The organism is Halalkalicoccus tibetensis, from assembly GCF_037996645.1.
Lineage (GTDB): Archaea > Halobacteriota > Halobacteria > Halobacteriales > Halalkalicoccaceae > Halalkalicoccus > Halalkalicoccus tibetensis.
In genome coordinates this window covers 351,790-364,048 of the sequence record NZ_JBBMXV010000004.1, presented here as the reverse complement: position 1 = coordinate 364,048, position 12,259 = coordinate 351,790, and the positions used below count along the sequence as shown (strand labels likewise).

General features: G+C 67.2%; 9 protein-coding genes. 5 read left to right on the top strand and 4 right to left on the bottom strand.

Annotated elements, in window-relative coordinates; all coding sequences use genetic code 11:
- Positions 1–2 precede the first annotated feature (2 nt).
- Complete coding sequence (gene ddh / locus WOA58_RS14745; protein WP_340605028.1) at positions 3–938, bottom strand: D-2-hydroxyacid dehydrogenase; 936 nt, start codon at positions 936–938, stop codon at positions 3–5.
- 138 nt (positions 939–1,076) lie between these two features.
- On the opposite strand from ddh, the gene WOA58_RS14740 reads away from it, so the two are divergent.
- The 3 genes from WOA58_RS14740 (at position 1,077) to WOA58_RS14730 (ending at position 7,147) form a co-directional block, all read left to right on the top strand.
- Positions 1,077–2,687, top strand: a complete 1,611-nt coding sequence (locus WOA58_RS14740; RefSeq protein WP_340605027.1) for a thiamine pyrophosphate-requiring protein — start codon at positions 1,077–1,079, stop codon at positions 2,685–2,687.
- 52 nt (positions 2,688–2,739) lie between these two features.
- Positions 2,740–3,999: a CaiB/BaiF CoA transferase family protein gene (locus WOA58_RS14735; protein ID WP_340605026.1), complete on the top strand. Its 1,260-nt coding sequence runs from the start codon at positions 2,740–2,742 to the stop codon at positions 3,997–3,999.
- A gap of 124 nt (positions 4,000–4,123) precedes the next feature.
- Positions 4,124–7,147, top strand: coding sequence for an FAD-binding and (Fe-S)-binding domain-containing protein (locus tag WOA58_RS14730; RefSeq protein WP_340605025.1), 3,024 nt, complete (start codon positions 4,124–4,126; stop codon positions 7,145–7,147).
- On the opposite strand, the gene WOA58_RS14725 is transcribed toward WOA58_RS14730, so the two are convergent.
- Together WOA58_RS14725 and WOA58_RS14720 are read right to left on the bottom strand one after the other, a co-directional pair.
- Positions 7,148–8,353: a CaiB/BaiF CoA transferase family protein gene (locus WOA58_RS14725; protein WP_340605024.1), complete on the bottom strand. Its 1,206-nt coding sequence runs from the start codon at positions 8,351–8,353 to the stop codon at positions 7,148–7,150. It lies immediately after the preceding gene.
- Between the two features lie 2 nt (positions 8,354–8,355).
- Positions 8,356–9,138: an enoyl-CoA hydratase/isomerase family protein gene (locus WOA58_RS14720; RefSeq protein WP_340605023.1), complete on the bottom strand. Its 783-nt coding sequence runs from the start codon at positions 9,136–9,138 to the stop codon at positions 8,356–8,358.
- Between the two features lie 269 nt (positions 9,139–9,407).
- Here WOA58_RS14720 and WOA58_RS14715 point away from each other — a divergent pair, with 269 nt between their 5' ends.
- Positions 9,408–10,463 (top strand): isocitrate/isopropylmalate dehydrogenase family protein, encoded by a 1,056-nt coding sequence (locus WOA58_RS14715; RefSeq protein WP_340605022.1) that lies wholly within the window; start codon positions 9,408–9,410, stop codon positions 10,461–10,463.
- Here the strand turns inward: WOA58_RS14715 and WOA58_RS14710 are convergent.
- The gene (locus WOA58_RS14710; RefSeq protein ID WP_340605021.1) at positions 10,460–10,900 is read right to left on the bottom strand and encodes a universal stress protein; all 441 of its coding nucleotides are present in this window, start codon (positions 10,898–10,900) and stop codon (positions 10,460–10,462) included. The genes WOA58_RS14715 and WOA58_RS14710 overlap by 4 nt on opposite strands.
- Positions 10,901–11,156: 256 nt before the next feature.
- On the opposite strand from WOA58_RS14710, the gene WOA58_RS14705 reads away from it, so the two are divergent.
- A complete protein-coding gene (locus WOA58_RS14705; protein ID WP_340605020.1) occupies positions 11,157–12,242 on the top strand; it encodes a Bug family tripartite tricarboxylate transporter substrate binding protein in 1,086 nt (361 codons plus the stop codon).
- Positions 12,243–12,259: the final 17 nt, after the last annotated feature.

The following is a 12,259-nucleotide window of genomic DNA, read 5'->3' as shown; positions in this document are numbered from 1 at the left end:
GCTCAGGCGACGCGGTTTCGCAGCTCCTCGCCCGCTCGGTAGCGTTCGACGTTCTCGCTCACCAGCTCCGCGATGTCAAGGTGGTAGCGGTTGGTCGCCGAGCCCTTATGCGGCATGACGATGACCTCCTCCATCTCCCATAGCGGCGACTCCTCGAGCAGCGGCTCAGTCTCGAAGACGTCGAGCGCCGCGCCCGCGATCTCGCCGTCCTCGATCGCCGCGACGAGCGCCTCCTCGTCGACGATCGGGCCCCGGGCGACGTTCACGAGATACGAGTCCTCGCGCATCGCCTCGAACTCCGCCGTCGAGAGCAGGCCGTCGGTCTCCTCGGTGTGGGGCAGGGTGATCGCGACGAACCGGGCCTCCGAGATCGCCTCGTGGAGCTCGTCGGGGTCGTAGATCTCGGAGACGCCGGGGACGGGCTCGTCCGATCGGCGCACGCCGTCGACGTCCATGCCCAGCCCGTTGGCGCGCGTGGCGATCCCCTCGCCGATGGTGCCGAGCCCCAGAACGCAGAGGCGCTCGTTCTCGACGGTGAAGGGGCGCTCGTACTCGGGGGTGTACCACTCGGTCTCGTTCTGGTGGTCCCGATAGACGTGCAGCAGGCGCGCCAGCGAGAGCATACAGCCGATCGCGACCTCCCCGACGGTCGCGCCGTGGATGCCCGAGCTGTTGGTTAGCGGGACGTCGGCCTCGGCGTAGGCCTCGGTGTCGAAGGCGTCGTAGCCCGCCCGGGCGCAGTGGACCCAGCCGGCGTCGAGGAACTCCTCGCGGGGGGCGTAGGTGACGACCCCGTCGCTCGCGTCGTACTCCTCGTCGTCGCCGACGAGCTCGGCGGGGACCGGGAGGTCGGAGAACGCGTCGACGAACGCCTTCGCGGGGATCACGTTCTCGACGGATTCGTGGACGTACAGCTGTTCGAGGTCGGGCTCGGCCATGTGCGTCACTGTGTCACAACCCAGGTTGAACGTTTCGGAACGCGCCGCGGGCCGGATCCCCACCGGACTGACAGAATTGGTAACTCTTATCACATCGTCGGACGGCATATGGGGTAGTCACCGTACCGGTGAAGAACCATGGACGTCAACGAAGCGATCGCGGAGACGCTACGAGAGGAGGGTGTAGAGTACCTGTTCGGGTTCCCGAGCAACCCGCTGTTCGACACGGATTCGGCGGAGGAGGCCGGGATCCGGTCGATCATCACCAGACAGGAACGAACGGCGGTCCACATGGCCGACGCCGTCGGCCGGCTGACCGCCGGCGAGCAGGTCGGCGCGTTCGCCTGCCAGCACGGGCCGGGCACCGAGAACTCGATCGGCGCCGTCGCCCAGGCCTACGGCGAGTCCGCGCCGATCGTCGCGATCCCCGCGGGTTACGACCTCGCGAAGACCGACGTGGACCCGAAGTTCAACTCGCTGGTGAGCTACCAGTCGGTGAGCAAGTCCTGCGAGCAGCTCGCCGACCCCGAGGCCGTCGGCGAGACGATGCGCCGGGCGTTCAGCAACGCTCGCAACGGTCGACCCCGGCCCTCCGTGGTCGAGGTCCCCAAGGACGTCTTCTACACGGATCTCGAGGGGGAGTTCGAGTACACCCCCTCGAAGGCGCGCCGCTCGGGGCCGGACCCCGAGGACGTCGAGACGGCCGCGGAGATCCTCGCCGAGGCCGAGCGCCCGGTGATCTTCGCCGGCCAGGGCGTCCACTACGCGAAGGGGTGGGACTCGCTCGTGGAGTTCGCCGAGACCCTCGAAGCCCCCGTGGCGACGAGTCTCAATGGAAAGAGCGCGTTCCCCGAGGACCACCCGCTCTCGCTGGGCGCCGCGAGCAAGAGCGAGCCCGGCCAGCTCTCGCACTTCATGCGCGAGGCCGACGTGCTCTTCGGTATCGGCTGCTCGTTCACCGACACCGCCTACGGGCTGACGGTGCCCGACGGCCCCGAGATCGTCCACTCGACGCTCGACCCCACGGACATCGACAAGGACGAGGTCTCGTCGCACTCGCTGGTCGGCGACGCCAAGCTCACCCTCGAGGCGCTGGTCGAGGCGCTCGGCGAGCGGGTCGACGAGGACCGCGGGCAGGCCGACGACGTCGCCAGCGAGATCGAGGACGTTCGGGAAGAATGGCTCGCCGACTGGGAGCCCAAACTCACCTCGGAGGACACCCCGATCAACCCCTACCGCGTGATCCGCGAGCTCGACGAGATCGTCGACAAGGAGGAGGTCGTCATCACCCACGACGCGGGCAATCCCCGAGATTTCCTCGCGCCTTTCTTCGAGGTGACCGAGCCCCTCTCGTACATTGGCTGGGGCAAGACCACCCAGCTGGGCTACGGGCTCGGCCTGACGATGGGCGCGAAGCTCGTTCACTCCGAAAAGCTCTGTATCAACGTCTGGGGCGACGGCGCGATCGGGATGACCGCCCTCGATCTGGAAACCGCGGCCCGAGAGGAGATCCCGATCCTCTCGATCCACCTGAGCAACTTCGAGATGGCCTCCTACGACACGCCCTTCGGCGGGCACTGGGCGGACGTCGCGGACGGCTTGGGTTGCTACGGCGAGCGCGTCGAGGACCCCGACGAGCTGGGTGCGGCCATCGAACGCGGCATCGAGAAGACCGAGGAGGGAACGCCCGCACTGATCGAGGTCATCACCTCGAAGGAGACCGAGCTCTCGCGGCCGGACCTCGAATAAGTCCCTAGAAGCGACGGGAACGTTTAACACCGCGAGCGGAAACCACTACATCATGGAACCCGATAACACGAGCCAGGAGCAGATACTGGAGGGGATCACCGTCGTCGATCTCACGACCTTCGTCACCGGCGGCTTCGCGACGCTGATGCTCGCGAACCAGGGCGCGGAGGTGATCAAGGTCGAACGGCCCGAGCTGGGCGACGACAGCCGCCACTCGGGCCCGCCGTTCGTCTCGACGGAGGGATACGAGGGCCCAGGGAGGTCGGCCGCAGAACAGGGCGAATCGCCCTACTTCTGGACGGTCAACTACGACAAGCGGAGCGTCGAGCTCAACCTCAAGAGCGAGGAGGGGCTCGCGATCTGCAAGGAGCTGATCGAGGAGGCGGACGTCGTCGTCGAGAACTTCCGTCCCGGCACCGCCGAACGGCTCGGGCTCGGCTACGACGACCTCCGGGAGCTGAACCCCGGGCTCGTCTACTGTTCGATCTCCGCCTTCGGCGAGACCGGCCCCTGGAGCGACCGGCCGGGCTACGACCTGCTCGTCCAGGGCATGAGCGGGATCATGAGTGTCACCGGCGAGGAGGGGGGCGACCCGGCGAAGGTCGGCCTGCCCCAGACCGACCTCATCACGGCGATGTGGGCGGCCTTCGGGATCGTGGGCGCTCTCTTCCGGCGCGAGCGAACAGGTGAGGGCGAGCGCGTCGAGCTCGGGATGCTGGATGCGGCACTGCCGTGGCTCACGAAACAGGCCGCGAAGGCGTTCGTCGGCGAGGAGACGAGCAGGATGGGCACCAAGGACCCCGTGCTCGCGCCGTATCAGAGCTACCCCACCAGTGACGGATATCTGAACGTCGCCTGCGGCAACCAGAAGCTCTGGGAGGCGTTCTGCACCGAGATCGGCCGCGAGGACCTCCTCGACGATCCGCGGTTCGACTCCAACGCCGACCGGGTCGAACACATGGACGAGCTAGAGGTCGAACTGTCGGAGACGTTGACCGAGCGACCCACCGACGAGTGGGTCGAGGAACTCGCCGAGGGGGCGGGCCTGCCCGTCGGCCCGGTCTACGAGGTGAGCGAGGCGCTCGAAAGCGAGCAGATCGAGGCCCGCGAGATGGTGGGATCGCTCGAGCATTCCGCGGCGGGCGAGATCCCGAGCCTCGACCACCCGCTGAACTTCGAGGGTGCCGACAGCGGGTTCGACGACGCGCCGCCGCTGCTGGGCGAGGACACCGAGGCGATCCTCGATCGGCTGGGCTACGACGAGGAGCGGATCGAGGAGCTGCGCGAGGCGGGCGCGATCCCCGACGCGTAGGCGAAGAAGCGGGGCGCAACACATTTACCTGCGTGTTACCACTTCACGTTCGAGATCGGACCGGCGCCACCGGAGCGGACGCCGGACGGAACGCGGCGAGGACCACAACGAGACACAGTTCACAATGGCTACGAGCGACCGAAACGACCCCGCGACCGACGACCGAGCGAACTACGACTACACGAACGGCGACGTCGAGCGACCCGACCTCGTCTCGGATCTCGAGGCGCGCGTCGAGGGCGACGTCCGCTTCGACGAGTACTCCAGGGAGCTGTACGCGACCGACGCCAGCGCCTACGAGGTCACGCCCATCGGCGTGGTGTTCCCGACCTCGACGGAGGACATCGCCGCGGTGATGACCTACTGTGCCGGACGCGAGATCCCCGTGCTCCCGCGGGGCGGCGGCACGAGCCTCGCGGGCCAGGCGGTCAACGAGGCGGTCGTGCTCGACCTCTCGCGGTACATGAACGGGATCACCGACGTGGACCCCGACGCGATTCGCGCACGCGCCCAGACGGGGGTCACGCTGGGCGAGCTCAACCGCACGCTCGAACCCGAGGGGATCAAGTTCGCGCCCGACCCCTCCACGGCCGACCGCAGCGCCTTGGGGGGTGCGATCGGCAACAACACGACCGGCGCACACTCGCTTCTGTACGGGAAGACCGACGCCTACGTCGAGGAGTGCGAGGCCGTTCTCTCGGACGGGTCGGTCCACACCTTCGGCGAGATCGGGATTGACGAGCTCCGCGAGCGGTCCGATCCCGACGGCGAGCTGATCGAGCGAATCTACGCCGAAGTGGTGCGGATCATCGACGAGGAGAGCGACGCCGTCGCCGAGCGCTACCCGAGCATGAAGCGCAACGTCTCGGGCTACAACCTCGACGTGCTGGTCGAGGAGGCAAGCGAGGCGCAACGCGCCTCGGAGGACACGAGCGGTGTAACCGCGAGTAGTGGGGAGGGAAGTACCGAAGCGGGCGTCGTCAACCTCGCACGCCTGCTCGTCGGCAGCGAGGGCACCCTCGCCATCGTCACCGAGGCCGAGGTGAGCCTGGAGCCGATCCCCGAGACCAAATCGATCGGACTGCTCACCTACCACAGCCTACTCGAGGCGATGGAGGACGTCGGCCCGATCCTCGAACACGAGCCCGCCGCCCTCGAGGTGCTCGACGGCGTGCTCGTCGACCTCGCGCGCGGGCTCGACGAGTTCAAGGACGTGATCGGGATCCTGCCCGACGAGACGGACACGTTCCTGCTGGTCGAGTTCTACGCCGACTCCGACGAGGAGCGCCGCGAGAAGGTCGAGGGGCTGCTAGAGGATCGGGTCGGCGAGATCGCCTTCGACGGCTACGAGGCCTACGACGAGGAGACCCGAAAGGAGTTCTGGAAGATGCGGAAAGCCTCGACGCCGATCCTCCTCTCGCGAACCGGCGACGAGAAACACATCGCCTTCATCGAGGACGTCGCGATCCCGCCCGAACACCTCCCGGAGTACACCGCCGACTTCCAAGAGGTCTTCGAGGAGCACGACACGTTCGGGAGCTTCTACGCTCACGCCGGTCCGGGCTGTATGCACGTCCGCCCGCTGATCGACACCAAGACCGCCGAGGGTGTCGAGACGATGGTCTCGATCTCGGACGCGGCGACCGACCTCGCGGTGAAATACGGCGGGTCGGTCTCGGGCGAGCACGGCGACGGCAGGGCCAGAACCCAATGGAACAGGAAGCTCTACGGCGAGCACCTCTGGGAGGTCTTTCGCGACCTCAAGACGGCGTTCGACCCCGACTGGCTCTTGAATCCGGGCTCCGTCTGTGGGGACTTCGACATGAGCGAGAACCTCCGCTTCGGGCCCGACTACGAGTTCGAGGCGGGCTTCGATCCCGAGCTCAACTGGGAGAACGAGAACGGCTTTCAGGGGATGGCCGAGCTCTGTCACGGCTGTGGCGGCTGTCGCACCAGCCAGGACGGCGCGGGCGGCGTGATGTGTCCCACGTATCGGGCCTCCCAGGAGGAGATCACGAGCACGCGGGGCCGGGGGAACATGCTGCGCCAGGCGATGAGCGGCGACCTCCCTGAGGAAGAGCAGTTCGACGTCGAGTTCATGCACGAGGTGATGGACCTCTGTGTGGGCTGTAAGGGCTGTGCACGGGACTGTCCCTCCGAGGTCGACATGGCGAAGATGAAGGTCGAGGTCGAACACGAGTACCTGAAGCGCCACGGGGTCGACCTCCGATCGCGCGTCTTCGCGCGGATCGACTGGCTCTCGGACCTCGGGAGCGCGACCGCGCCGGTCTCGAACCTCGCGAGCTCGCTTCCCGGCTCTGGGCTCGTCACCGAGAAGGTGCTGGGGATCGCCCGCGAGCGCACCCTGCCGGCCTTCGAGCCCGAGACGCTCACCGAGTGGTACGAGAAACGCGGCCCGCAGGTGAGCGAAACGGAGGCCGACCGGAGGGTCCTCCTCTTTCCCGATACGTTCACCGACCACAACAACACGAAGGCGGGGAAGGCCGCGATCCGCGTGCTCGAAGCCGCGAACGTCCACGTGAGGATTCCCGAAGGTGTGACCGGCAGCGGCCGGCCCGCCCACTCGAAGGGGCTGATCGACCTCGCGAAGGAGAAGGCCGACCGCAACGTCACCGCGCTCGCACCCGACGTCAACGCGGGCTGGGACGTGGTCGTCGTCGAGCCCTCGGATGCGGTGATGTTCCAGCTCGACTACCTGGACCTCCTTTCAGGTGACGCAGTCGAGCGGATCGCCGAGAACACCTACGGCGTCATGGAGTACGTCGATCGGTTCCGCCTCGACGAGGCGATGCGCTTCGGCGCGCTCGACGAGTCGCTCACGTATCACGGCCACTGCCACCAGAAGGCGGTCAAGAAGGACCACCACACCGTCGGCGTGCTCAGACGAGCCGGCTACCGGGTCGATCCGCTCGATTCGGGCTGCTGTGGGATGGCCGGCTCGTTCGGCTACGAGGCCGAACACTACTCGATGAGCCAGGCGGTCGGCTCGATCCTCTTCGGACAGATCGAGGAGAGCACTGGAGAAAGCGTCGTCGCTCCCGGCTCGTCGTGTCGCAGCCAGATCGGCGACGAGTATGGAGAAAAGCCGCCCCATCCGGTCAGGAAGCTCGAAGCGGCGTTGGTCTGATCAGTCGCCGAACGCCCCGCCCGCGGTCCACTCCTCCAGCGTCGTCTGGTCGCCCGCAACGTCCTCGAAGACCTCCTCGGTGTGCTCGCCGAGCCGCGGCGCCGGCTCGCGGATCTCGGGCTCGTAGCCCGCGAAGTCGATCGGGTGGCCCGGCAGCAGACACTCGCCCCAGTCGGGGTCCTCGTGGGGGATCGTCAGGTCGCGCGCCGCGGTCTGTTCGTGCTCGACGACGCCCTCGACGTCGTTGATCGGCCCGCAGGGAAAGCCGTACTCCGTGAGCGCGTCGAGCCAGTGCTCCGTGCTCTCCATCTCGAACTCCGCCTCGATGATCTCCAGTACCTCCTCGGCGTGCTCCTGGCGGTCGTCGTTGGTCGGGTATTCGAGGAGCTCCTCGCGGCCCAGCAGCTCGGCAAAGTCGTCCCAGCGGTCGTCGCTCGGGACGCCCGTGACGAGCGCCCCATTCGAGGTCTCGAAGCGCTGGTAGGGCACGAGCGTCTGGTGGCTCGTTCCCTGCGGGCCCGGAACCGATCCGTCCATCGAGTACTCGGTCAGGTACTCGTTCATGAGCGTCACGATGGAGTCGAACAGCCCGACGTCGAACTTCCCGACGAACTCGTCGCTCCTCTCGTCGACGCGTTCGCGTTCGTAGAGCCTGGCGAGCACGCCCATCGCCGCGAACATCCCCGTCGTCAGGTCGCCGATCGCCTGCCCGACCTTCACGGGCTGGCCGCCCTCGGGCCCGGTGACGCTCATGATCCCGCCCTCGGCCTGGAGGATCAGGTCGAGGCCCGGCTTTTCCTTATACGGCCCGCTCTCGCCATAGCCCTTGATGCTCGCGTAGACGAGCTCGGGATTGCGTTCGCGGAGATCCTCGTAGCCGATGCCGAGCTTGTCGGTGACACCATATCCAAAATTTTCGACGAAGACGTCGGTCGCCTCCAGCAGGGGCCGGGCGGCCTCGACGCCCGCCTCGCTCTTGAGATCGAGCGTCACCGACTTCTTGTTTCTATTATTGGCCATGAAGTAGCCCGATTTGCCCTCGGGGCCGACGCCCTGGGAGCGCGCGGGGTCGCCGACGCCGGGGCGTTCGATCTTCACGACCTCCGCGCCCATGTCCGCGAGCAGCGCGCCACAGAACGGACCCGCGCGGTGGGCGGTCATCTCGACGACCGAAACTCCCGAGAGCGGACCCCGGTTCCCGGCCATGGTCACTCACCCTCGTTGAACTCGTCGACCAGCTCGCGCCGTTCGTCGCTGGCGAACTGCTCCCACCAGAGCTCGGCCTCGAACTCGCGGGCGGTCTCGGCGTCGGGCGCCTCCGCGGCGTAGTTGAGCGCGCGCTTGGAGTTCTTCACGGCCTTTCGACCCGTACTCTGGATGCCCTCGACGATCCCCTCGACCGTCGAATCGAGCTCCTCGCGCGGGACAGCGTGGTTGACCAGGCCGATCCGTTCGGCCTCCGCGGCGTCGATGAACCCCGCGGTGAAGACGATCTCCTTCGCCTTCGCCTCCCCGACGAGCTCGATCGCGCGCTTGTTCGATCCTCCGGTGGGGATCTGGCCGATGTTCGCGGTCGGCACGCCGAACTTCGCCCCTTCGACGGCGACGCGCATGTCACAGAACATCGCGAAGATCAGCCCGCCACCCACACAGTACCCGTTGACCTTCGCGATCACGGGCGCGTGGCACTCGAGGGGTTTCCGGTACATCTCGTAGAACAGCTCCTGGCGGTCCTCCTGGTGGGCGTGTTCCTCCGCAGGGCCGGCGTACTCGGTGATGTCGGCGCCAGCAGAGAAGGCGTCCTCGCCCTCGCCGGTGACGACGACCGCGTCGATCTCCCTGTCGAGTTGGATCTCGTCGAAGGCCCTGGAGAGGTCGAGCATCACCGCGTCGTTCAGCGCGTTGTACACCTCAGGGCGGTGGAACTCGATCATGGCGACCCGGTCCTCGACGTCGACGCTGATGCTCTCGTAGGCCGTGTGGCTTGCCATGGCAGTACACCGCATGGCCCGTTGAAAAACCTTCCTCAAGAAAGCCCTCGCTCGGAACTGGCGTTCCTCGCTCGCCCTTTTCATTTCCACCAGGCCGCATTGCGAGCGGTTCAGGTCAGAACCGCTCGCTCGGGACGCCAGCCTTTCCCCGCCCCGCTCGGGCGGTCGCCGGGAATGGCGACCGCCCTCGCGCCGGCCGCCGCAACGGTTGATTCCTCGCGCTCCGACTCCGTAACGGCTTAATCCTCTCCCCGGGAGTATGCGAGTACATGTCTTACGAGATCGCCACGATCCCCGGCGACGGGATCGGGCCGGAAGTCGTCGAGGCGACCCTGCCGCTGTTCGAGGAGGTCGCGGAGAGCCACGGCGTCGAGGTAGAGTTCACCGAATACGACTGGGGCAGCGACCGCTACCTCGATGAGGGCGCGATGATGCCCGACGACGCGCTCGATCGACTGGAGAAAAGCGACGCAATCCTCCTGGGTGCCGTCGGCCATCCGGAGGTCCCCGACCACGTCACCCTCCACGGCCTGCTCCTGCCCATCCGCAAGGAGTTCAACCAGCAGGTCTGCGAGCGCCCGTCGATCCTCTTCGAGGGCGTCGAGAGCCCGCTTGCGGGCTACGAGGGCGGCGACGTCGACTTCGTCGTCTTCCGCGAGAACACCGAGGGCGAGTACTCCGACGTCGGCGGGCGCGAACACGTCGGCTTCGACCACGAGATCGCGATCCAGACCTCGGTGTTCACCCGCCAGGGAACCGAGGCGATCCTCCGGGCGGCATTCGAGGCCGCTCAGGAACGCGAGGGCCACCTCACGAGCATCACCAAGTCGAACGCCCAGGCCTACAGCATGGTGTTCTGGGACGAGTTAGTAGAAGAGGTCCGCGAGGACTACCCCGACGTCGAGGTCGAGAGCCTGCTGGTCGACGCCGCGTCGATGGACTTCATCCGCCGGCCCGAGGAGTTCGACGTGGTCGTCGCCTCGAACCTCTTCGGGGACATCCTGACCGACATCGGCGCGATCGTCACGGGCAGCATGGGCCTCGCACCCTCCGGAAACGTCAACCGCTCGGGCGAGTACCCCTCGATGTTCGAGCCGGTCCACGGAAGCGCTCCCGACATCACCGGCGAGGGGGTCGCCAATCCGATCGCGACGGTGCTCTCGGGGGCGATGCTGTTCGAGAACGTCGGCGAGGAGGGGGTCTCGGAGGACCTCTGGGAAGTAGTTCGGGAGGTGCTGGCCGACGATTCGGCACCGACGCCGCCGGACCTCGGTGGGTCGGCAGGAACCGAAGAAATGGTCGACGCGCTCTCAGAACGGCTCTAGTCCTCGTCCGCCTCGGTGCGCAGCGAGACGACCGGACACTCCGCACCCAGCAGCACGGACTGGACGACGCTGCCGAACAGCGCCTTCCCGACCGGGGAGCGTTTCCGCCCGGCGACGACGACGTACCGGGCGTCGCGATCGTGGGCGTGCTCGACGATCTCATCGGCCGGATCGCCGAGGAGGCCCACGGCGGTCGCCGTAACGCCGGCCCGGCCGATCGCCTCCTCGGCGATCCCCTCGGCGGTCTCGACGACCCCCTCGACGGGCACCGCCTCGCCGGTCTCGCTGACGTTCGTCCGTTCGAGGGAGACGAACTCCTCGCGCGTGAGGACGTGAACGACCTCGACGGGCTCGTCGAACGCCTCGCCCAGCCTGGCTGCCTCCCGAACGATGGCGTTCGATCTATCGCTTCTGTCGATCGCTGCGACGATCACCATGGTCCGTGTTGACGTGCGTTGCATATAAAGCTGCGTCCGAACCCGCTCGGATCGGGGAGCTCGGGCGACTGAACCGCCGACGAGACGCACCACCGATCCCAGCGCCGAATCCTTGTAGAAAGTTTTATATTGTCCGTCTATAATCGTGATAGTGAGACCCTGACGTGCGTTACCGGAACACAAGGACGTGGCGCCGGACGATCGGCGCGCGGCCGGGGAGGGTAGATGGCAAGACAGGGTCGGGTGCTACAGAACCATGAGCGAACGACAGCACGAACCGACGGCGGGCGAACAGACAAGGAGCACGGTACGGCCGGGACGACGCCGGTTTCTCCAGTTGGCCGGCGCGGGATCGGTAGCGACCCTCGCCGGCTGTCTGGCCGACGACGATGGGGGTGGCGAGGACGAGGACGAGGACTGGGAAGCCTCACAGAACATCCGCTATATCGTCCCCTACGACCAGGGGGGCGGTACCGATGTCTACGCGCGCGGGATCGTCGAGGCGCTGACGGACTCCGTCGGCGAGAACATCCAGATCGACAACGTGCCGGGCGCCGGCGGGCTCAACGGCTACGGCGACCTGATGGGTGCCGACACCGACGGCCATACGATCCTCGGGAGCGCGACGCCGCTGGAGGTCGCCCCGCAGCTGCTCGACGACCCCGGGTTCGACATCCGGGATCCCGAGGGCGTCTGTGTGTTCGGCGAGTCGGCGTGGTGTCTGATCGTCAACGAGGAGTGGGAGGACCAGGTCGACTCGTTCCAGGACGTCCTCGACCTGTTCGAGGCCGGCGAGATGTCCTCGGTCGGCATCCAGGAGCCCGGCAGCCCGCAGGACATCATCACGCTGCTCGCGAGATACGAGTACGAGTTCTGGGACTGGGAGGAACGTCCCCAGTACACGGGGACGGGGCCGGTCGCCGAGGCGGTCGCGAGCGGCGAGGTCCCCTGTGGGATCGGGACCGACGCGGGGACGCGCTCGACGGTCGAGGCCGGCAACGCGTTCCCGGTCGTCTCGTTCCTCAGCGGGGGGACCGAAGTGTATCCCGACATCCCGGGCATCGACGAGGCGGTCGACGAGGTCGAGGGCGACGAGATGGACTTCGTCGGCGGGCTGTTCCGCGGCGTCTACACGCCCCCGGGCACCCCCGAGGGCCGAAACGAGTGGCTCTCCGACGCCTTCGAGGAGGCCGTCGAGGACGACCGGACCCAGGAGTGGTCCGACGAGACGGGCAATCCGGTCTACCACGAGGGGCCCGAGCGGGCTGAGGAGATCGTCGAGGAGGCGTTCGACTCCTACGAGGAGTTCGACGTGATCGAGCTCATCGAGGAGCACAACTGAGCAGCGCCGGCATCGAC

Excerpts from the sequence above, each read along its gene's own strand:
- WOA58_RS14720 (WP_340605023.1), bottom strand. The coding sequence starts at position 9,138 with ATGGCAAGCCACACGGCCTACGAGAGCATCAGCGTCGACGTCGAGGAC.
- WOA58_RS14740 (WP_340605027.1), top strand. The coding sequence starts at position 1,077 with ATGGACGTCAACGAAGCGATCGCGGAGACGCTACGAGAGGAGGGTGTA.
- WOA58_RS14705 (WP_340605020.1), top strand. The coding sequence starts at position 11,157 with ATGAGCGAACGACAGCACGAACCGACGGCGGGCGAACAGACAAGGAGC.
- WOA58_RS14735 (WP_340605026.1), top strand. The coding sequence starts at position 2,740 with ATGGAACCCGATAACACGAGCCAGGAGCAGATACTGGAGGGGATCACC.
- ddh (WP_340605028.1), bottom strand. The coding sequence starts at position 938 with ATGGCCGAGCCCGACCTCGAACAGCTGTACGTCCACGAATCCGTCGAG.
- WOA58_RS14725 (WP_340605024.1), bottom strand. The coding sequence starts at position 8,353 with ATGGCCGGGAACCGGGGTCCGCTCTCGGGAGTTTCGGTCGTCGAGATG.
- WOA58_RS14710 (WP_340605021.1), bottom strand. The coding sequence starts at position 10,900 with ATGGTGATCGTCGCAGCGATCGACAGAAGCGATAGATCGAACGCCATC.
- WOA58_RS14715 (WP_340605022.1), top strand. The coding sequence starts at position 9,408 with ATGTCTTACGAGATCGCCACGATCCCCGGCGACGGGATCGGGCCGGAA.
- WOA58_RS14730 (WP_340605025.1), top strand. The coding sequence starts at position 4,124 with ATGGCTACGAGCGACCGAAACGACCCCGCGACCGACGACCGAGCGAAC.